This is a genomic window from Micromonospora sp. NPDC050980 (genome assembly GCF_040653835.1).
GTDB lineage: Bacteria > Actinomycetota > Actinomycetes > Mycobacteriales > Micromonosporaceae > Micromonospora.
The window spans coordinates 339478-356987 of sequence record NZ_JBFAGS010000001.1 but is presented as its reverse complement, the minus strand read 5'-3'; the positions used below and the strand labels follow the sequence as shown (position 1 = coordinate 356987).

The window sequence follows — 17510 nt, the reverse complement described above, 5'->3', positions numbered from 1 at the left end:
CTCCGGCCGTCAGGCCGGAAAGGCTGTCGACAGAGTCCTACGCGCCGACCGGCGCACCGGGGCGAACGAACCAAGAAAGTCCACAGGAGGACACCAGTGGCGAAGGCGAAGTTCGAGCGGACTAAGCCGCACGTCAACATCGGCACCATTGGTCACATCGACCACGGTAAGACGACGCTGACGGCGGCCATCACCAAGGTCCTGCACGACCAGTACCCGGACCTGAACCCGTACACGCCGTTCGACGAGATCGACAAGGCGCCGGAGGAGAAGGCCCGCGGCATCACGATCTCCATCGCGCACGTCGAGTACCAGACCGAGGCGCGTCACTACGCGCACGTCGACTGCCCCGGTCACGCCGACTACATCAAGAACATGATCACCGGTGCCGCGCAGATGGACGGCGCGATCCTGGTGGTGGCGGCGACCGACGGCCCGATGCCGCAGACCCGCGAGCACGTGCTGCTGGCCCGTCAGGTCGGTGTGCCGTACATCGTCGTGGCGCTCAACAAGAGCGACATGGTCGACGACGAGGAGCTGCTGGAGCTCGTCGAGCTCGAGGTCCGCGAGCTGCTCTCGTCGCAGGAGTACCCGGGTGACGACCTGCCGGTCGTCCAGGTCTCCGCGCTGAAGGCGCTCGAGGGCGACCCGGTCTGGACCGAGAAGCTGCTCGAGCTGATGAGCGCGGTCGACACCGCGATCCCGCAGCCGGAGCGCGAGACCGAGAAGCCGTTCCTCATGCCCGTCGAGGACGTCTTCACGATCACCGGTCGCGGTACGGTCGTCACCGGCCGTGTCGAGCGTGGCGTGCTGCTCCCGAACGAGGACGTCGAGGTCGTCGGCATCCGCGAGAAGGGCTTCAAGACCAAGGTCACCGCGATCGAGATGTTCCGGAAGACCCTGGACGACGCCCGCGCAGGCGAGAACGTCGGCCTGCTGCTGCGTGGCACCAAGCGCGAGGACGTCGAGCGCGGCATGGTGGTCATCAAGCCGGGCACCACGACCCCGCACACGGAGTTCGAGGCGACGGTCTACATCCTCTCCAAGGAGGAGGGTGGCCGCCACACCCCGTTCTTCCAGAACTACCGTCCGCAGTTCTACTTCCGGACCACGGACGTCACCGGCGTCGTCACGCTGCCCGAGGGCACCGAGATGGTCATGCCGGGCGACAACACCTCGATGTCGGTGAAGCTGATCCAGCCCATCGCCATGGAGGACAACCTCAAGTTCGCGATTCGCGAGGGTGGTCGTACGGTCGGCGCGGGTCGCGTCACCAAGATCATCAAGTGAGCTGGGTAACCCCGATTAGCGTCGCCGCCGGTCGTGCGGCATACTAGTCAGGTTGCGTAACGACAGTAGGTCGACCGCGTCCGGTTGAGGCTGGACCTCCGGCAGGCAGACTGTCAACGCGTGGGGTGGTTGATCGCCATCGGCGGTCAACCACCCTCGCGCGGCGTCCAGGTCGCGTTCCCGCGATCGGCGCCATGACCCACCGCGCGGTCAGAGAATCGCTCCGGAGCCCCGGGGCGGAGCCTGGTCCACGGGCGCGACACGCCCGACCGCGGGGGTCGGCGAAGTGGGGCCTGCACCAGCCGGTACAGGTGCCCGCAAGACAGCGGCATCGAGAGAAGGAACAGAAGCCACCATGGCGGGACAGAAGATCCGCATCCGGCTCAAGGCCTATGACCACGAGGTCGTCGACTCGTCGGCTCGGAAGATCGTCGAGACGGTGACGCGTACCGGGGCGCAGGTCGCTGGCCCGGTGCCGCTGCCCACGGAGATCAACCGTTTCTGCGTCATCCGCTCGCCGCACAAGTACAAGGACTCGCGCGAGCACTTCGAGATGCGCACGCACAAGCGTCTGATCGACATCATCGACCCGACCCCGAAGACGGTCGACTCGCTCATGCGCCTCGACCTGCCGGCTGGCGTCGACATCGAGATCAAGCTGTAGGGATCGATCAAATGGACAGGCAAGTCAAGGGGATCCTGGGCGCCAAGCTCGGCATGACCCAGGTCTGGGACAACAACAAGGTCGTCCCCGTGACCGTGGTCGAGGCCGGCCCGTGCGTCGTGAGCCAGGTCCGTAGCGCCGACAAGGACGGCTACTCCGCCGTTCAGCTCGCCTACGGCGCCATCGACCCGCGCAAGGTCAAGAAGCCGGTCGCCGGGCACTACGCCAAGGCCGACGTCGCGCCGCGCCGGCACATCGTCGAGCTGCGCACGTCCGACGCCGCGGACTACACGCCGGGCCAGGAGGTCACGGTCGAGGAGTTCCCGGCCGGCGCCGTGATCGACGTGACCGGCAAGACCAAGGGCAAGGGCTACGCCGGCCCGATGAAGCGGCACGGCTTCCACGGTCTGCGCGCCAGCCACGGCGTCGAGCGCAAGCACCGCTCGCCCGGCTCGATCGGCGCCTGCGCCACTCCGGGTCGCGTCTTCAAGGGCACCCGGATGGCGGGCCGGATGGGTGGCGTGCGCTACACCGTCCAGAACCTGACCGTCCAGGCGGTCGACACCGAGAACAACCTCCTGCTCGTCCGCGGTGCCATCCCCGGCCCGAAGGGCGCGCTGGTCCTGGTCCGCACCGCGGCCAAGGCGAAGGTGAAGAAGGGCGGTGTGGCCAAGTGACCACCGTTGACGTCCGCAACGTCGAAGGCGGCAAGAGCGGCTCCGTCGAGCTGCCGGCCGACATCTTCGACGTGCAGGCGAACATCGCGCTGATGCACCAGGTAGTGGTGGCTCAGCTCGCGGCGGCCCGGCAGGGCACGCACAAGACCAAGAGCCGCGGCGAGGTCTCCGGCGGTGGCCGGAAGCCCTACAAGCAGAAGGGCACCGGCCGGGCCCGCCAGGGCTCGACCCGCGCGCCGCAGTTCGCCGGCGGTGGCGTCGTCCACGGCCCGGTGCCGCGCGACTACAGCCAGCGGACCCCGAAGAAGATGAAGGCCGCCGCCCTGCGTGGCGCCCTCTCCGACCGGGCCCGCGCGGGCCAGGTGCACGTCGTCGAGGCGTTCGTCTCGGGCGAGCAGCCGTCCACCAAGGCGGCGCTGGCCACGCTGACGAAGCTGACCCAGGCCCGCCGGGTGCTGGTCGTGCTGAGCAGCACCGACGAGCTGAACTGGGTGTCGCTGCGGAACCTGCGCAACGCGCGGGACAGTCGGGTGCACCTGATCGAGGCCGGCCAGCTCAACACCTACGACGTGCTGGTGGCCGACGACGTGGTCTTCACCAAGGAGGCCCTGGACGAGTTCCTGGGCGTGCCAGCCGAGACCACCGAGGAGGGTGGCAAGTGAGCACGATCGCCGATCCGCGTGACGTCATCGTCGCGCCGGTCGTCTCGGAGAAGAGCTACAGCGAGCTGAACCGGAACTGGTACACCTTCCTGGTGCACCCGGACGCGAACAAGACCGAGATCAAGATCGCTATCCAGCAGATCTTCAACGTCCGCGTCCTGACGGTCAACACGCTCAACCGCGAGGGCAAGCGCAAGCGGACCCGCACCGGGTTCGGCAAGCGCAAGGACACCAAGCGCGCGATGGTGAAGCTGGCTGACGGTGACCGTATCGAGGCCTTCGGCGGCCCGGTCAGCTGAGGGGTGTAGACAATGGCTATCCGTAAGTACAAGCCGACGACGCCGGGCCGGCGCGGTTCCAGCGTCGCCGACTTCGCCGAGATCACCCGGTCCACGCCGGAGAAGTCGCTGCTGGCTCCGCTGCCGAAGAAGGGCGGACGCAACGCCCACGGCCGGATCACCACGCGGCACCACGGTGGCGGGCACAAGCGGCAGTACCGTCTGATCGACTTCAAGCGGGTCGACAAGGACGGCGTGCCGGCGAAGGTCGCGCACATCGAGTACGACCCGAACCGCACCGCGCGCATCGCGCTGCTGCACTACGCCGATGGCGAGAAGCGCTACATCCTCGCGCCGAAGGACCTGAAGCAGGGCGACCGCGTCGAGTCCGGTCCGGGCGCCGACATCAAGCCGGGCAACAACCTGCCGCTGCGCAACATCCCGGTCGGTACCACGGTGCACAACGTGGAGCTGCGTCCGGGCGGCGGCGCCAAGCTGGCCCGCTCGGCCGGCGTCGGCATCCAGCTGCTCGGCCGTGAGGGCGCCTACGCGACCCTGCGTATGCCGTCCGGCGAGATCCGGCGGGTCGACGTGCGCTGCCGCGCCAGCGTCGGCGAGATCGGCAACGCCGACCAGTCGAACATCAACTGGGGCAAGGCCGGCCGCATGCGCTGGAAGGGCAAGCGCCCCACGGTCCGTGGTGTCGCCATGAACCCGGTCGACCACCCGCACGGTGGTGGTGAGGGTAAGACCTCCGGTGGTCGCCACCCGGTCAACCCGCAGGGTAAGCCCGAGGGCCGCACCCGTCGTAAGGGCCAGCCGAGCGACCGGCTGATCGTCCGCCGCCGCTACGCCACGCGTAAGCGCGGCTGAGGGAGATAAGACATGCCTCGCAGCCTGAAGAAGGGCCCGTTCGTCGACGACCACCTGCTCAAGAAGGTGGAGACGCAGAACGACAAGGGCTCGAAGAACGTGATCAAGACCTGGTCGCGGCGCTCGACGATCATCCCGGAGATGCTGGGTCACACGATCGCCGTGCACGACGGACGCAAGCACGTCCCGGTCTTCGTGACCGAGGCCATGGTCGGGCACAAGCTCGGCGAGTTCGCGCTGACCCGCACGTTCAAGGGTCACGAGAAGGACGACCGGAAGAGCCGCCGGCGCTGACGCCGCGGGCATACGGATAGAGGAACAAGGGGTTACAGCGATGCCAGGAAAGGGCGACGCTCCGGTGCTTCCGGGCGCGCGGGCGGTTGCGCGGCACGTGCGCATCTCGCCGATGAAGGCGCGCCGGGTGGTCAACCTCGTCCGCGGCCTGCCCGCGAAGGAGGCGCTCACGGTGCTGCAGTTCGCGCCGCAGGCTGCGAGCGAGCAGGTATACAAGGTGCTCGCGAGCGCGATCGCCAACGCGGAGAACAACGAGCGGCTGGACCCCGACGCGCTGCTCGTCAGCGAGGCGTTCGTCGACGAGGGCCCGACGATGAAGCGGTTCCGGCCGCGGGCGCAGGGCCGGGCCTACCGGATCCGCAAGCGGACCTGCCACATCACCGTGGCGGTCGAGGCGGTGGCTCCGGCCGCGCCGAAGAAGTCGGCCAAGAAGGCCCAGGCGCAGCCGAAGGCCGAGGCAACGAGCCAGGCCGGGGCGGCTGAGGGGCAGAGCACGACGGAGGGTGCCGAGTAATGGGTCAGAAGGTTCACCCCACTGGGTTCCGGCTCGGCATCTCGACCGACTGGAAGTCCCGCTGGTTCGCGGACAAGCTCTACAAGGACTACATCGGCGAGGATGTCAAGATCCGCCGGATGATGTCCAAGGGCCTGGAGCGTGCCGGCATCTCCAAGGTCGACATCGAGCGCACCCGGGACCGGGTCCGCGTGGACATCCACACCGCCCGGCCGGGCATCGTCATCGGCCGTAAGGGTGCGGAGGCCGACCGGATCCGCGGCGAGCTGGAGAAGCTCACCGGCAAGCAGGTCCAGCTGAACATCATCGAGGTGAAGAGCCCGGAGGCGGACGCGCAGCTCGTCGCCCAGGGCGTCGCCGAGCAGCTGTCCAGCCGGGTCAGCTTCCGTCGGGCCATGCGTAAGTCGATGCAGTCCGCGATGAAGAACCCCGCCTGCAAGGGCATCCGGGTTCAGGTCTCGGGCCGTCTCGGCGGCGCCGAGATGAGCCGGACCGAGTTCTACCGCGAGGGCCGCGTCCCGCTGCACACGCTGCGGGCCAACATCGAGTACGGCTTCTTCGAGGCCCGTACCACCTTCGGCCGGATCGGCGTGAAGGTCTGGATCTACAAGGGCGACGCCGTGCCGGGCCGCGAGGCCCCGGCCGAGGCCGCCCCGTCGCGTGGCCCGCGCCGTGACCGTGGCGACCGGCCGGACCGGCCGCGCCGTGGCCGGTCGGGTTCGTCGGGTACGACCGCCGGCGGCACCGAGGCCGGCCGGGCTGCCGCGACCACCATCGCGCAGCAGGCGGAGACGCCGGCCGGTGAGCCGGTCGACAGCAGCGCTGTCGCCGCAGCCGCCTCGGCTCCGGCCCAGCCGGCAGAACAGCAGCAGGAGGGCTGACAGATGCTGATGCCGCGCAAGCCCCCGAAGGGCTTCCGCAAGCCGCACCACCCGGACCGCAGTGGCGCGTCCAAGGGTGGTAACCGGGTGGTGTTCGGCGAGTTCGGGATCCAGGCTCTCGAGCCGGCGTACGTGACGAACCGCCAGATCGAGTCGGCGCGTATCGCGATGACCCGCCACATCAAGCGTGGCGGCAAGGTCTGGATCACGATCTTCCCGGACCAGGCCCTCACCAAGAAGCCGGCCGAGACCCGGATGGGTTCCGGTAAGGGTTCGCCCGAGTGGTGGGTCGCCAACGTGAAGCCGGGGCGGGTCCTCTTCGAGATGTCCTTCCCCAACGAGCAGATCGCGCGAGAGGCGATGCGTCGCGCGATCCACAAGCTCCCGATGAAGTGCCGCATTGTTACGCGCGAAGTGGGTGAATCCTGATGGCAGCGGGCGTCAAGGCCGCCGAGCTGCGTGAGCTCTCCGAGGAGGAGCTGGTCACGAAGCTGCGCGAGGCGAAGGCGGAGCTGTTCAACCTCCGCGTGCAGGGCGCGACCGGGCAGCTGGACAACAACCGGCGGTTGCAGGTCATCCGTCGGGAGATCGCCCGGATCTACACGATCATGCGTGAGCGTGAGTTGGGTCTCTCGACCGCGCCGACTGAGGTGACTGCATCATGAGTGACGAGAACACCACCGCCACCGTGCGGGCCCGCCGTAAGGTCCGTGAGGGCCTCGTGGTGAGCGACAAGATGGAAAAGACCGTCGTGGTCGAGGTCGAGGACCGGGTCAAGCACGCGCTGTACGGCAAGATCATGCGCCGTACGAGCAAGCTGAAGGTGCACGACGAGCAGAACTCGGCCGGCATCGGCGACCGGGTCCTGATCATGGAGACCCGGCCGCTCTCCGCCACCAAGCGGTGGCGGCTCGTGGAGATCCTCGAGAAGGCCAAGTAGCGAAGGCTCGAGCTCGGCCGGGATCGGTCGGGCGCAGGTTCCGCCAGGCTCCGGCCGCCCCCGGCGGCCGGAGAACCGGCAGACATAGGAGATAGACGTGATTCAGCAGGAGTCGCGACTGCGCGTCGCCGACAACACGGGTGCCCGGGAGATCCTGTGCATCCGGGTTCTCGGTGGCTCCGGTCGGCGCTACGCGAGCATCGGCGACGTCATCGTGGCCACGGTCAAGGACGCGATCCCCGGTGCCGGTGTGAAGAAGGGCGACGTCGTCAAGGCGGTCGTCGTTCGGACCGCCAAGGAGAGGCGGCGGCCGGACGGGTCGTACATCCGCTTCGACGAGAACGCCGCCGTCATCATCAAGGACGGCGGGGACCCGCGCGGTACCCGCATCTTCGGCCCGGTGGGTCGGGAGCTGCGGGACAAGCGGTTCATGAAGATCATCTCTCTCGCGCCGGAGGTGTTGTGACCGTGAAGGTCAAGAAGGGCGACACGGTCGTCGTCATCGCCGGCAAGGACAAGGGTGCCAAGGGCAAGGTCATCGCGGCCTACCCGCGGCAGGACAAGGTCCTGGTCGAGGGCGTGAACCGGGTCAAGAAGCACACTCGCATCAGCACCACCCAGCGTGGCGCCAAGACCGGTGGCATCGTCACCCAGGAGGCCCCGATCCACGTCTCGAACGTGATGGTCGTGGACTCCGACGGCAAGCCGACCCGCGTCGGCTACCGGATCGACGACAACGGCCAGAAGGTCCGCATCGCGCGTAGCACCGGTAAGGACCTGTGATGACCACGGCTACCGAAACGAAGACCCTGCCGCGTCTCAAGGAGCGGTACCGCAACGAGGTCGTGGCGAAGCTGCAGGAGCAGTACGCCTACGGCAACCCCATGCAGGTGCCCGGTCTGGTCAAGATCGTCGTCAACATGGGTGTCGGCGAGGCCGCTCGGGACGCCAAGCTGATCGACGGCGCCGTCCGCGACCTGGCCACCATCACCGGCCAGAAGCCGCTGGTCCGGCGGGCCACCAAGTCCATCGCGCAGTTCAAGCTGCGCGAGGGCATGCCGATCGGCGCGAAGGTCACCCTGCGCGGCGACCGGATGTGGGAGTTCCTGGACCGGCTGCTGTCCATCGCGCTGCCGCGTATCCGTGACTTCCGCGGTCTGGACGGGCGCAAGCTCGACGGGCACGGCAACTACACGTTCGGCCTGACCGAGCAGTCGGTGTTCCACGAGATCGACCAGGACAAGATCGATCGCCAGCGGGGCATGGACATCACGGTGGTCACGACCGCCACGACCGACGACGAGGGCCGGGCGCTGCTCAAGCTCCTGGGCTTCCCGTTCAAGGAGAACTGAGATGGCCAAGAAGGCGCTGATCCTCAAGGCGGCCGCGAAGCCGAAGTTCTCGGTTCGCGCGTACACCCGCTGCCAGCGGTGCGGGCGTCCGAAGGCGGTCTACCGCAAGTTCGGTCTCTGCCGGGTGTGCATCCGGGAGATGGCCCACCGCGGTGAGCTGCCCGGCGTGTCCAAGGCTTCCTGGTAATAGCCCGGCGCGCTCCGGCGCGTCAGCTGAACTGTCTCTTCGCCGTAGGCCCCGGGCCTGGCCCGGGGAACCCCGGCGAGAAAGGTTGACGAGTTTTCATGACGATGACCGACCCGATCGCAGACATGCTCACGCGTCTGCGTAACGCCAACCAGGCGTACCACGACCGGGTGACGATGCCCTACTCGAAGATCAAGGCGAACATCGCCGAGGTCCTCAAGGCCGAGGGTTACATCGCCACATGGTCGGTCGAGGACCCCGAGGAGGGTGCCGTCGGCAAGCGACTGGTCGTCGAGCTGAAGTACGGCCAGAACCGCGAGCGGAGCCTGGCCGGCATCAAGCGCGTGTCCAAGCCCGGTCTCCGGGTGTACGCCAAGTCGGACGGGCTCCCGCGGGTGCTCGGCGGGCTGGGTGTGGCGATCATTTCGACGTCCCAGGGGCTGCTCACCGACCGGCAGGCCCGCAAGCGGAGCGTTGGCGGGGAAGTCCTCGCCTTCGTCTGGTAACGGGAGACAGGTAGAAATGTCGCGTATTGGACGTAAGTCGATCCCGGTGCCCTCCGGCGTCGACATCACGATCGACGGCCAGACCGTCAAGGTCAAGGGCCCCAAGGGCGAGCTGAGCCACGTGCTGGCCGAGCCGATCACGGCGGAGCGCAGCGACAACGGCGAGCTGCTCGTCAACCGGCCCAACGACGAGCGCAAGGCCAAGGAACTGCACGGCCTGAGCCGTACCCTGGTGGCGAACATGATCGTCGGGGTGACCGAGGGCTACCGCAAGAGCCTGGAGATCGCCGGCACCGGTTACCGCGTGACCGCCAAGGGCAAGGACCTGGAGTTCGCACTCGGGTTCTCGCACCCGGTCGTGGTGCAGGCGCCGGACGGCATCACCTTCACGGTCGAGCGGCCCACGCTGTTCCACGTGGCCGGCATCGACAAGCAGCAGGTCGGCGAGGTTGCCGCCAACATCCGGAAGATCCGCCCGCCGGAGCCCTACAAGGGCAAGGGCGTGAAGTACCAGGGTGAAGTGATTCGCCGCAAGGCCGGAAAGGCAGGTAAGAAGTGAGCGCCACGCTGCTCAAGCGCCGCCGCGGCGTTGCCGCCAAGCGTGCCGTCGGGCGTGCGCGTCGGCACTTCCGGGTCCGCAAGAACGTCAGCGGCACCGGCGCGCGTCCCCGCCTCGTCGTCACCCGCTCCCTGCGGCACATGGTCGCCCAGGTCGTGGACGACACCAAGGGTCACACCCTGGCGTCGGCCTCGACCATGGACGCCTCGCTGCGCGGCGCCGAGGGCGACAAGAGCGCCCTGGCCGGTAAGGTCGGCGCCCTGCTCGCCGAGCGGGCCAAGGCCGCCGGCGTCTCGAAGGTCGTCTTCGACCGCGGTGGCAACCGGTACGCGGGGCGGGTCGCCGCGCTTGCCGACGCCGCCCGCGAAGCCGGCCTCGAGTTCTAGAAACCCCGTCACGAGAGAGAAGGAAGGCTGCTGATGCCAGGTCAACAGCGCCGTGGCGGCGGGTCCGGTGGCAACGAGGGTGGTCGCCGCGACAACCGCCGTGAGGGCGGCCGCGGAAACGCGCCCGTCGAGAAGACCCCGCACCTCGAGCGGGTCGTCGCGATCAACCGCGTCGCCAAGGTCGTGAAGGGTGGTCGTCGCTTCAGCTTCACCGCCCTCGTGATCGTGGGCGACGGCGACGGCACCGTCGGCGTGGGCTACGGAAAGGCCAAGGAGGTGCCCGCGGCGATCGCCAAGGGTGTCGAGGAGGCCAAGAAGCACTTCTTCAAGGTGCCGCGGATCGGTCAGTCGATCCCGCACCCGGTCACGGGCGAGGACGCCGCCGGTGTGGTGCTGCTCAAGCCGGCCTCCGCCGGTACGGGTGTCATCGCCGGTGGTCCGGTGCGTGCCGTGCTGGAGTGCGCGGGCATCCACGACGTGCTCTCCAAGAGCCTCGGCTCGTCCAACCCGATCAACATCGTGCACGCCACCGTGGCGGCCCTGAAGGGGCTGGAGTCCCCCGAGCAGGTCGCGGCGCGTCGTGGCCTGCCGGTGGAGGACGTCGCGCCGGCCGCCATGCTGGCGTCGCGTGCGGGGGTGGCGTCCTGATGGCACGTCTGAAGGTCACCCAGGTCCGGTCCGGGATCGGGCGCAAGCAGAACCAGCGTGACTCGCTGCGTTCGCTCGGGCTCAAGCGGATCAACGACGTGGTGGTCAAGGAGGACCGGCCGGAGATCCGCGGCATGATCTTCACGGTCAACCACCTCGTGAAGGTCGAGGAGGTCGAGTAATGACGATCAAGGTGCACCACCTGCGCCCGGCGCCCGGAGCCAAGACCGCGAAGACCCGTGTGGGTCGCGGTGAGGGTTCGAAGGGCAAGACCGCCGGTCGCGGTACCAAGGGTTCGAAGGCCCGGAAGAACATCTCGGCGGCGTTCGAGGGTGGGCAGATGCCCATCCACATGCGGCTGCCGAAGATGAAGGGCTTCAAGAACAAGTTCAAGGTCGTGTTCCAGGTGGTCAACCTGGACCGCCTGGCGGAGCTGTTCCCGAACGGCGGCCAGGTCGGCCCGGTCGAGCTGGTCGAGTCCGGCGCGGTCCGCAAGGGCCACCCGGTCAAGGTGCTCGGCACCGGCGACCTCGGCGGTGTCTCCCTCCAGGTGTCGGCGCACGCGTTCAGCGCGTCGGCCAAGGAGAAGATCACCGCGGCCGGCGGCTCGGTCACCGAGCTGTAAGGCATTTCGTGGCGCCCGCTCAGTTGTTCACGACTGGGCGGGCGCCATGGTCTACCGGCCACGTGTGCGCCGGGTAACATCGGATTCGGTTTATGTAGCCGGGCACATCTGCCCGGACCGGGATCGGACTGTTAGAGTCCGTTGCCAGCCATGGATACCGGGCACTGGGCCCGGCACCCACCCCGCCCCGCCAGGGATCGTCACCGGCGGCCCGCGTCGCGCAGGAGGAAGAAGTTGCTGTCCGCCTTTCTCAGTGCGTTCCGTACGCCTGACCTGCGCAAGAAGCTGCTGTTCACAGTAGGCATCATCGCGGTCTACCGGCTGGGCGCCACGCTGCCCAGCCCGGGCGTCTCGTACGGCAACGTGCAGAAGTGCCTCGACACCATCCAGGGCAGCACCGGCGTGCTCAACCTGCTGGATCTCTTCTCCGGCGGCGCCCTGCTCCAGCTCTCGGTCTTCGCGCTGGGCATCATGCCCTACATCACCGCGTCGATCATCCTGCAGCTGCTGACGGTGGTGATCCCGCGCCTGGAGCAGCTCCGCAAGGAGGGCCAGGCCGGTCAGGCGAAGATCACCCAGTACACCCGCTACCTGACGCTGGGCCTGGGCATCCTCCAGTCCTCGGCGTTCGTGGCGCTGGCCCGCTCCGGGCAGCTGTTCAACAACCAGTGCGACCAGTTCCCGATCGTGCCCAAGGGCACCGGCATCCCGGACTGGCTGACGCTCACCATCCTGGTGATGACCATGACCGCGGGCACCGGCGTGGTGATGTGGCTCGGCGAGCTGATCACCGACCGGGGCGTCGGCAACGGCATGTCCGTGCTGATCTTCACCTCGATCGCGGCCCGGCTCCCCAGCGAGGGCTGGAAGATCAAGACCACCAAGGGCTGGGGGATGTTCCTCCTCGTCATCGCCCTGGTGCTGCTGGTCATCACCGCCGTCACCTTCATCGAGCAGGCGCAGCGCCGGATCCCGGTCCAGTACGCGAAGCGCATGATCGGCCGGCGGATGTACGGCGGCACGTCCACCTACATCCCGCTCAAGGTGAACCAGGCCGGCGTCATCCCGGTCATCTTCGCCTCGTCGCTGCTCTACCTGCCGACGCTCGCGCTCCAGTTCTTCGACCAGAACGACCCGGGCAAGGTCCAGGCCTGGATCCAGAACCACATCGTGAAGGCGAGCGCGCCGGAGCACATCGCGATCTACTTCCTGCTGATCATCTTCTTCACCTACTTCTACGTGTCGATCACGTTCAACCCGACCGAGGTCGCGGACAACATGAAGAAGTACGGCGGCTTCGTGCCGGGCATCCGCCCCGGCAAGCCGACCGCCGAGTACCTCGACTTCATCCTCAGCCGGATCACCCTGCCGGGCGCGCTCTACCTGGGCATCGTCGCGATCCTGCCGAACTTCTTCTTCATCTGGCTGGACAACCAGCAGTTCCAGAACTTCCCGTTCGGCGGCACCGCTGTGCTCATCATGGTCGGCGTCGGTCTGGAGACCGTGAAGCAGATCGAGAGCCAACTCATGCAGCGGAACTACGAAGGGTTCCTGCGGTAGATGCGACTCGTTCTGGTTGGCCCGCCGGGCGCGGGCAAGGGCACACAGGCGGAGTTCATCGCCGCGCACCTCTCGGTGCCGAAGATCTCCACCGGTGACATCTTCCGGGCGAACGTCACCCAGGGCACGCCGCTGGGGGTCGAGGCCAAGCGCTACATGGACGCCGGCAAGCTGGTCCCGGACGACGTCACCATCAACATGGTCCGGGGCCGGCTCGCCGAGCCGGACGCCGGCGAGGGGTTCCTGCTCGACGGCTTCCCGCGGACCACGCCGCAGGCCGCCGAGCTGGACAAGCTCCTCGCCGACCTGGGCGGCGCGCTGGACCTGGTGCTGGAGTTGGTGGTCGACGACGACGAGGTGATCCGGCGGCTGTCCGGCCGGCGCACCTGCCGTGGTTGCGGCAAGATCTGGCACGTCGAGTTCGACGCGACCACCCGGGACGGCATCTGTGACCGCTGCGGCGCCGAGCTGTTCCAGCGCGACGACGACAAGCCGGAGACCATCGCCGCCCGACTCCGGGAATACTCGGAGAAGACCGCGCCGCTCGTCGACTACTACGGCGCGCAGGGCAAGCTGGTGGGCATCGACGCGACCGGGCCGGTGGAGGACGTCACCGTCCGCGCCATCGACGCGTTGCGTTCCTACGGCGGCTGACGTCCCGCCGCCGCCCGGCGGATAGAGTGGGAACAGCGGGGTACGCGCGACGTACCCCGCTGTTCGTGTAACGAAAGGTGATGCCGTCATGCGCCGTCCGCAGCTGGACATCCAGCTGAAGACCCCCGAGCAGATCGAGCTGATGCGGGCCGCCGGTCTGGTGGTCGCCCGCGCGCTGCATCGGATGCGGGAGGCGGTCGCGCCCGGCGTGACGACGGCCGACCTGGACGCGATCGCCGAGGCCACCATCCGGGAAGCCGGCGCCGTCCCCTCGTTCAAGGGCTACCACGGTTTCCCGGCGTCGATCTGCTCCTCGGTCAACGAGCAGGTGGTGCACGCCATCCCGTCGCCGAAGCAGGTGCTGCGCTCCGGTGACCTGATCTCGATCGACTGCGGCGCGGTGCTCAACGGGTGGCACGGTGACGCGGCGGTCACGGTGGCGGTGGGGGAGGTCGACCCGGCGCTGCTGCGGATGGCCGAGGTCGCCGAGGACGCGATGTGGGCCGGCATCGCCGCCGCGGCCCGGGGCGTCGCCTCCGGTCGGGGCCGGCTTACCGACATCTCGCACGCGGTGGAGACCGCGGTCCGCAAGGGCGGTCGGTACGGCATCGTGGACGGCTACGGCGGCCACGGCATCGGCACCGAGATGCACCAGGACCCGCACGTGCTCAACCACGGCCGCCCCGGCAAGGGGCCGCGCCTGGTGCCCGGCCTGGCGCTCGCCATCGAGCCGATGATCACGGCTGGCTCCCCGCGTACCGTCGAACTGGCCGACGGCTGGACGGTGGTGACGCGGGACCGCTCGATGGCGGTGCACGTCGAGCACTCGATGGCGTTGCTGGACGACGGCGTCTGGGTGCTGACCGCGGTCGACGGCGGCCGGGCCCGCCTGGGTGACCTGGTGACCTCCCGCCAGCCCGCGGACTCCCCAGCGCGCTGACCGTCCGGTAGCCGGCGGTCCCGAGGCGGACCGGGCGGGTTTCCCTCGGGTGGCGGATCGGTGGCATCCTTGCCGTCATGGACGGGCAGCGGGAGATGCGGGCGGCCGACCGTGATCGGGAGGCCACGGCCGAACGGCTCCGGGTGGCGCTGGAGGAGGGCCGGCTCGGCCTGCACGAGTACGACGAGCGGTTGGCCCGCGCGTACGGCGCCCGCACCTACGCCGAGTTGGACGAGGTGGTGGTGGACCTGCCAGGTCCGGCGACCGCCGAGCGGTCGGCCGTGGTGCCTGCCGCGCCGGCCCCGGTCGCCCCGCCGCCAGCCGCCGCGCCCCGCGACGCCGCCGAGGCCGGGGCAGCCGCGGGGGTCGGGGCGACCGCGGCACCGGGGTCGCCGGACGAGCCGGACACCCGTTCGCGGCTGCTCGGTCTCTGGACGCCGTGGCTGCGGGTCGCCGCGCTGCTGCTGCCGATCTGGCTGATCACCGTGATCACCACCGGGCACGCCGCCGGCGTCTGGCCGCTGTGGGTACTGGGGCCGTGGGGCGGGCTGGTGCTGATGCAGTCGGTGGGGCTGATCGGCGTGGATCACGGCCGGACGCGGCGCAACCGCCGGCGCTGAGCTGTGCCGCTGGTCACAGCGGGTGCGGAAATCCACCGTCCGGGGCGGCCGGTTTGGCGAGCGTGCGCGGGCGGGCGTACACTTTCAGATCGGCGCACAGCGTCCACTCCGCCATGCCCACCCTGCGCTTCGGTGGGAGTCGGAGCCGCAGCTGGCGCGAGCTTCCTGATCTTGGTCGGTTGGCTCGTGTAAGACGTTGTGGGCCGTCCGGAGCAACCGACGTCAGGACAGCGGAGTACATGCCGAAAAAAGACGGAGCCATCGAGATCGAGGGTCGGGTCATCGAGCCCCTGCCGAACGCCATGTTCCGGGTGGAGCTCGCGAACGGCCACAAGGTGCTCGCGCACATCAGCGGCAAGATGCGGCAGCACTACATCCGCATCCTGCCGGAGGACCGGGTCGTCGTCGAACTCTCGCCGTACGACCTGACCCGCGGGCGCATCGTCTACCGCTACAAGTAAGCCTGACGACGGCCGGGACGTCCCCGTGTCCGTCTTCGACGTCCGGGTCGCGCTTGCGCGCTCCGGGCCAGATGGGAAGTAAGGCAACCGTGAAGGTCAAGCCGAGCGTCAAGAGGATCTGCCAGAAGTGCCGGGTTATCCGCCGGCACGGCCGGGTCATGGTCATCTGCAGCGACCCGCGCCACAAGCAGCGCCAGGGCTGACGCCCCACATCACCAAGCTCGTCCCAGCCGCGGACGGGTGCGCTCACCGCGTACCCCTCGTGGTTGACCCCCGGTCGGAGGCCGGGGCCCGCTCGGGCAGCGGGGTGGGACGGGTCCACACCTCCGCCACAATCATTGAGGAGTACGCCCGCACATGGCACGTCTAGTCGGCGTGGATCTCCCCCGCGAGAAGCGGATGGAGATCGCGCTCACCTACATCTTCGGGGTCGGTCGCACCCGCGCCCTGGAGACGCTCGCCGCGACCGGCATCTCGCCGGACAAGCGCGTTCGGGACCTCACGGACGAGGAGCTGGTCGAGCTCCGGAACCACATCGAGGGCAACTACAAGGTTGAGGGTGACCTGCGCCGCGAGGTCGCCGCTGACATCCGCCGCAAGGTCGAGATCGGCTGCTACGCCGGCATCCGGCACCGCCGCGGTCTGCCCGTGCGTGGTCAGCGCACCAAGACCAACGCGCGGACCCGGAAGGGCCCGAAGCGGACCGTGGCCGGCAAGAAGAAGCCCGGCAAGAAGTAATTCTCTAACCGGAATTCTGGTCGTTCTCCGCCGAGGTAGGCCGGGCCCCAACCGGAACCGGTGTCTACGAAATCAACAAGGCGAGAAGCCAGAACCCATTCAGGAGCGCACAGACTTATGCCACCGAAGGCTCGTGCCGGAGCCGCCGTCAAGAAGGTCCGGCGCAAGGAACGCAAGAACGTCGCCCACGGGCAGGCGCACATCAAGAGCACCTTCAACAACACCATCGTGTCCATCACGGACCCGACCGGTGCGGTCATCTCCTGGGCCTCCTCCGGCCAGGTGGGCTTCAAGGGCTCCCGCAAGTCGACCCCGTTCGCCGCGCAGCTGGCCGCCGAGGCCGCCGCGCGTCGGGCCATGGAACACGGCATGCGCAAGGTCGACGTGTTCGTCAAGGGCCCCGGCTCCGGCCGGGAGACCGCCATCCGTTCGCTGCAGGCCGCCGGCCTCGAGGTCGGGCAGATCTCCGACGTCACGCCGCAGCCGCACAACGGGTGCCGTCCGCCGAAGCGTCGCCGGGTCTGAGAGGTTAGAGAGAGATGGCTCGTTACACCGGTGCTGACTGCCGCCGTTGCCGGCGGGAGAAGATGAAGCTGTTCCTCAAGGGCAGCAAGTGCGATGGCCCGAAGTGCCCGTTCGAGTCCCGGCCGTTCCCGCCCGGGCAGCACGGCCGCGGCCGCACCAAGGAGACGGAGTACCTGCTCCAGCTCCGGGAGAAGCAGAAGGCCCGTCGTGTCTACGGCGTGCTGGAGAAGCAGTTCCGTGGCTACTACGAAGAGGCCGTGGGCAAGAAGGCCAAGACCGGTGAGGTTCTGCTGCAGATCCTCGAGTCGCGGCTGGACAACGTGGTCTACCGGGCCGGCTACGCCAAGTCCCGAGACATGGCCCGTCAGCTGGTCAAGCACGGTCACTTCACGGTGAACGGCAAGAAGGTCGACATCCCGTCGTACCGCGTCAAGGAGCACGACATCGTCGAGGTCCGGGGCAAGAGCAAGGAGCTCACCCCGTTCATCGTCGCGCAGGCCGAGGCCGGCTCCAAGACCGTTCCGGCGTGGCTCGAGGCCATCCCCAGCCAGATGAAGGTTCTCGTGCACTCGCTCCCGGCCCGCCAGGTGATCGACACCCAGGTCCAGGAGCAGTTGATCGTCGAGCTCTACTCCAAGTAGGGGCTCGTTGCGGTGGCCCGCCCCGCGGGGCGGGC

Annotated in this window: 31 protein-coding genes; all 31 read left to right on the top strand. The window is 68.5% G+C overall.

Annotation, left to right across the window (positions count from 1 at the left end; translation table 11 throughout):
* Window positions 1–96: 96 nt before the first annotated feature.
* Complete coding sequence (tuf, locus tag AB0H28_RS01725) at window positions 97–1290, top strand: elongation factor Tu (protein ID WP_091426406.1); 1194 nt, start codon at window positions 97–99, stop codon at window positions 1288–1290.
* 355 nt (window positions 1291–1645) lie between these two features.
* Entirely contained in the window at window positions 1646–1954 is a 309-nt protein-coding gene (gene rpsJ / locus AB0H28_RS01720) for a 30S ribosomal protein S10 (protein ID WP_007073037.1), read from the top strand.
* A gap of 11 nt (window positions 1955–1965) precedes the next feature.
* Window positions 1966–2631 (top strand): 50S ribosomal protein L3, encoded by a 666-nt coding sequence (gene rplC, locus AB0H28_RS01715; RefSeq protein ID WP_358032717.1) that lies wholly within the window; start codon window positions 1966–1968, stop codon window positions 2629–2631.
* Window positions 2628–3293, top strand: coding sequence for a 50S ribosomal protein L4 (gene rplD / locus AB0H28_RS01710; protein ID WP_358032714.1), 666 nt, complete (start codon window positions 2628–2630; stop codon window positions 3291–3293). Before rplC ends, rplD begins: the two co-directional genes overlap by 4 nt.
* Window positions 3290–3592 (top strand): 50S ribosomal protein L23, encoded by a 303-nt coding sequence (rplW, locus tag AB0H28_RS01705; RefSeq protein ID WP_013288632.1) that lies wholly within the window; start codon window positions 3290–3292, stop codon window positions 3590–3592. The genes rplD and rplW overlap by 4 nt, the downstream gene beginning before the upstream one ends.
* A 12-nt stretch (window positions 3593–3604) precedes the next feature.
* Window positions 3605–4444 (top strand): 50S ribosomal protein L2, encoded by an 840-nt coding sequence (rplB, locus tag AB0H28_RS01700; RefSeq protein ID WP_278109425.1) that lies wholly within the window; start codon window positions 3605–3607, stop codon window positions 4442–4444.
* Between the two features lie 12 nt (window positions 4445–4456).
* Window positions 4457–4738, top strand: coding sequence for a 30S ribosomal protein S19 (gene rpsS / locus AB0H28_RS01695; protein ID WP_007073032.1), 282 nt, complete (start codon window positions 4457–4459; stop codon window positions 4736–4738).
* A gap of 40 nt (window positions 4739–4778) precedes the next feature.
* On the top strand, window positions 4779–5252 hold the full coding sequence (rplV, locus tag AB0H28_RS01690) for a 50S ribosomal protein L22 (RefSeq protein WP_358032711.1): 474 nt from the start codon (window positions 4779–4781) through the stop codon (window positions 5250–5252).
* Window positions 5252–6133 (top strand): 30S ribosomal protein S3, encoded by an 882-nt coding sequence (rpsC, locus tag AB0H28_RS01685; protein WP_358032708.1) that lies wholly within the window; start codon window positions 5252–5254, stop codon window positions 6131–6133. Before rplV ends, rpsC begins: the two co-directional genes overlap by 1 nt.
* Window positions 6134–6136: 3 nt before the next feature.
* On the top strand, window positions 6137–6562 hold the full coding sequence (rplP, locus tag AB0H28_RS01680) for a 50S ribosomal protein L16 (RefSeq protein WP_007465292.1): 426 nt from the start codon (window positions 6137–6139) through the stop codon (window positions 6560–6562).
* Window positions 6562–6798, top strand: coding sequence for a 50S ribosomal protein L29 (rpmC, locus tag AB0H28_RS01675; RefSeq protein ID WP_358032705.1), 237 nt, complete (start codon window positions 6562–6564; stop codon window positions 6796–6798). Before rplP ends, rpmC begins: the two co-directional genes overlap by 1 nt.
* The gene (rpsQ, locus tag AB0H28_RS01670) at window positions 6795–7073 is read left to right on the top strand and encodes a 30S ribosomal protein S17 (RefSeq protein WP_358032702.1); all 279 of its coding nucleotides are present in this window, start codon (window positions 6795–6797) and stop codon (window positions 7071–7073) included. The genes rpmC and rpsQ overlap by 4 nt, the downstream gene beginning before the upstream one ends.
* A 97-nt stretch (window positions 7074–7170) precedes the next feature.
* On the top strand, window positions 7171–7539 hold the full coding sequence (gene rplN / locus AB0H28_RS01665) for a 50S ribosomal protein L14 (RefSeq protein WP_007465279.1): 369 nt from the start codon (window positions 7171–7173) through the stop codon (window positions 7537–7539).
* Window positions 7536–7856 carry a 50S ribosomal protein L24 gene (gene rplX, locus AB0H28_RS01660; protein ID WP_018217055.1) on the top strand — a complete coding sequence of 107 codons (321 nt, stop codon included), beginning with the start codon at window positions 7536–7538 and terminating at the stop codon, window positions 7854–7856. The genes rplN and rplX overlap by 4 nt, the downstream gene beginning before the upstream one ends.
* A complete protein-coding gene (gene rplE / locus AB0H28_RS01655; protein ID WP_091065804.1) occupies window positions 7856–8425 on the top strand; it encodes a 50S ribosomal protein L5 in 570 nt (189 codons plus the stop codon). The genes rplX and rplE overlap by 1 nt, the downstream gene beginning before the upstream one ends.
* A gap of 1 nt (window position 8426) precedes the next feature.
* The gene (locus AB0H28_RS01650) at window positions 8427–8612 is read left to right on the top strand and encodes a type Z 30S ribosomal protein S14 (RefSeq protein ID WP_007073023.1); all 186 of its coding nucleotides are present in this window, start codon (window positions 8427–8429) and stop codon (window positions 8610–8612) included.
* Between the two features lie 98 nt (window positions 8613–8710).
* A complete protein-coding gene (rpsH, locus tag AB0H28_RS01645; RefSeq protein WP_091594949.1) occupies window positions 8711–9118 on the top strand; it encodes a 30S ribosomal protein S8 in 408 nt (135 codons plus the stop codon).
* Window positions 9119–9134: 16 nt separating this feature from the next.
* Window positions 9135–9677: a 50S ribosomal protein L6 gene (gene rplF / locus AB0H28_RS01640; RefSeq protein WP_091065811.1), complete on the top strand. Its 543-nt coding sequence runs from the start codon at window positions 9135–9137 to the stop codon at window positions 9675–9677.
* A complete protein-coding gene (rplR, locus tag AB0H28_RS01635; protein WP_358032696.1) occupies window positions 9674–10063 on the top strand; it encodes a 50S ribosomal protein L18 in 390 nt (129 codons plus the stop codon). The genes rplF and rplR overlap by 4 nt, the downstream gene beginning before the upstream one ends.
* Window positions 10064–10096: 33 nt before the next feature.
* Window positions 10097–10711 carry a 30S ribosomal protein S5 gene (gene rpsE / locus AB0H28_RS01630; RefSeq protein WP_013288621.1) on the top strand — a complete coding sequence of 205 codons (615 nt, stop codon included), beginning with the start codon at window positions 10097–10099 and terminating at the stop codon, window positions 10709–10711.
* Window positions 10711–10893 (top strand): 50S ribosomal protein L30, encoded by a 183-nt coding sequence (gene rpmD / locus AB0H28_RS01625; protein WP_091065818.1) that lies wholly within the window; start codon window positions 10711–10713, stop codon window positions 10891–10893. The genes rpsE and rpmD overlap by 1 nt, the downstream gene beginning before the upstream one ends.
* A complete protein-coding gene (gene rplO, locus AB0H28_RS01620) occupies window positions 10893–11336 on the top strand; it encodes a 50S ribosomal protein L15 (protein ID WP_358032694.1) in 444 nt (147 codons plus the stop codon). The genes rpmD and rplO overlap by 1 nt, the downstream gene beginning before the upstream one ends.
* Window positions 11337–11570: 234 nt before the next feature.
* The gene (secY, locus tag AB0H28_RS01615) at window positions 11571–12896 is read left to right on the top strand and encodes a preprotein translocase subunit SecY (protein WP_358032691.1); all 1326 of its coding nucleotides are present in this window, start codon (window positions 11571–11573) and stop codon (window positions 12894–12896) included.
* The gene (locus AB0H28_RS01610) at window positions 12897–13550 is read left to right on the top strand and encodes an adenylate kinase (RefSeq protein ID WP_358032687.1); all 654 of its coding nucleotides are present in this window, start codon (window positions 12897–12899) and stop codon (window positions 13548–13550) included.
* An 88-nt stretch (window positions 13551–13638) separates the two neighbouring features.
* Window positions 13639–14490, top strand: a complete 852-nt coding sequence (gene map / locus AB0H28_RS01605) for a type I methionyl aminopeptidase (protein WP_358032684.1) — start codon at window positions 13639–13641, stop codon at window positions 14488–14490.
* Window positions 14491–14567: 77 nt separating this feature from the next.
* Window positions 14568–15110, top strand: a complete 543-nt coding sequence (locus AB0H28_RS01600) for a DUF1707 domain-containing protein (RefSeq protein WP_358032681.1) — start codon at window positions 14568–14570, stop codon at window positions 15108–15110.
* 239 nt (window positions 15111–15349) lie between these two features.
* Complete coding sequence (gene infA, locus AB0H28_RS01595) at window positions 15350–15571, top strand: translation initiation factor IF-1 (protein WP_007073013.1); 222 nt, start codon at window positions 15350–15352, stop codon at window positions 15569–15571.
* Window positions 15572–15660: 89 nt separating this feature from the next.
* Window positions 15661–15774 (top strand): 50S ribosomal protein L36, encoded by a 114-nt coding sequence (gene rpmJ, locus AB0H28_RS01590; RefSeq protein ID WP_088952025.1) that lies wholly within the window; start codon window positions 15661–15663, stop codon window positions 15772–15774.
* 154 nt (window positions 15775–15928) lie between these two features.
* A complete protein-coding gene (rpsM, locus tag AB0H28_RS01585; protein WP_013288614.1) occupies window positions 15929–16309 on the top strand; it encodes a 30S ribosomal protein S13 in 381 nt (126 codons plus the stop codon).
* A gap of 117 nt (window positions 16310–16426) precedes the next feature.
* Window positions 16427–16834 carry a 30S ribosomal protein S11 gene (rpsK, locus tag AB0H28_RS01580; RefSeq protein ID WP_014440747.1) on the top strand — a complete coding sequence of 136 codons (408 nt, stop codon included), beginning with the start codon at window positions 16427–16429 and terminating at the stop codon, window positions 16832–16834.
* Between the two features lie 14 nt (window positions 16835–16848).
* On the top strand, window positions 16849–17475 hold the full coding sequence (gene rpsD, locus AB0H28_RS01575; RefSeq protein ID WP_091065834.1) for a 30S ribosomal protein S4: 627 nt from the start codon (window positions 16849–16851) through the stop codon (window positions 17473–17475).
* The last annotated feature ends 35 nt before the right edge of the window (window positions 17476–17510 follow it).

Coding starts and splice junctions, on each gene's coding strand:
- rpsJ (WP_007073037.1), top strand. CDS start 1,646: ATGGCGGGACAGAAGATCCGCATCCGGCTCAAGGCCTATGACCACGAG.
- rplC (WP_358032717.1), top strand. CDS start 1,966: ATGGACAGGCAAGTCAAGGGGATCCTGGGCGCCAAGCTCGGCATGACC.
- rplB (WP_278109425.1), top strand. CDS start 3,605: ATGGCTATCCGTAAGTACAAGCCGACGACGCCGGGCCGGCGCGGTTCC.
- rpsS (WP_007073032.1), top strand. CDS start 4,457: ATGCCTCGCAGCCTGAAGAAGGGCCCGTTCGTCGACGACCACCTGCTC.
- rplV (WP_358032711.1), top strand. CDS start 4,779: ATGCCAGGAAAGGGCGACGCTCCGGTGCTTCCGGGCGCGCGGGCGGTT.
- rpsC (WP_358032708.1), top strand. CDS start 5,252: ATGGGTCAGAAGGTTCACCCCACTGGGTTCCGGCTCGGCATCTCGACC.
- rplP (WP_007465292.1), top strand. CDS start 6,137: ATGCTGATGCCGCGCAAGCCCCCGAAGGGCTTCCGCAAGCCGCACCAC.
- rpmC (WP_358032705.1), top strand. CDS start 6,562: ATGGCAGCGGGCGTCAAGGCCGCCGAGCTGCGTGAGCTCTCCGAGGAG.
- rpsQ (WP_358032702.1), top strand. CDS start 6,795: ATGAGTGACGAGAACACCACCGCCACCGTGCGGGCCCGCCGTAAGGTC.
- rplE (WP_091065804.1), top strand. CDS start 7,856: ATGACCACGGCTACCGAAACGAAGACCCTGCCGCGTCTCAAGGAGCGG.
- AB0H28_RS01650 (WP_007073023.1), top strand. CDS start 8,427: ATGGCCAAGAAGGCGCTGATCCTCAAGGCGGCCGCGAAGCCGAAGTTC.
- rpsH (WP_091594949.1), top strand. CDS start 8,711: ATGACGATGACCGACCCGATCGCAGACATGCTCACGCGTCTGCGTAAC.
- rplF (WP_091065811.1), top strand. CDS start 9,135: ATGTCGCGTATTGGACGTAAGTCGATCCCGGTGCCCTCCGGCGTCGAC.
- rpsE (WP_013288621.1), top strand. CDS start 10,097: ATGCCAGGTCAACAGCGCCGTGGCGGCGGGTCCGGTGGCAACGAGGGT.
- rpmD (WP_091065818.1), top strand. CDS start 10,711: ATGGCACGTCTGAAGGTCACCCAGGTCCGGTCCGGGATCGGGCGCAAG.
- rplO (WP_358032694.1), top strand. CDS start 10,893: ATGACGATCAAGGTGCACCACCTGCGCCCGGCGCCCGGAGCCAAGACC.
- AB0H28_RS01610 (WP_358032687.1), top strand. CDS start 12,897: ATGCGACTCGTTCTGGTTGGCCCGCCGGGCGCGGGCAAGGGCACACAG.
- map (WP_358032684.1), top strand. CDS start 13,639: ATGCGCCGTCCGCAGCTGGACATCCAGCTGAAGACCCCCGAGCAGATC.
- AB0H28_RS01600 (WP_358032681.1), top strand. CDS start 14,568: ATGGACGGGCAGCGGGAGATGCGGGCGGCCGACCGTGATCGGGAGGCC.
- infA (WP_007073013.1), top strand. CDS start 15,350: ATGCCGAAAAAAGACGGAGCCATCGAGATCGAGGGTCGGGTCATCGAG.
- rpsM (WP_013288614.1), top strand. CDS start 15,929: ATGGCACGTCTAGTCGGCGTGGATCTCCCCCGCGAGAAGCGGATGGAG.
- rpsK (WP_014440747.1), top strand. CDS start 16,427: ATGCCACCGAAGGCTCGTGCCGGAGCCGCCGTCAAGAAGGTCCGGCGC.
- rpsD (WP_091065834.1), top strand. CDS start 16,849: ATGGCTCGTTACACCGGTGCTGACTGCCGCCGTTGCCGGCGGGAGAAG.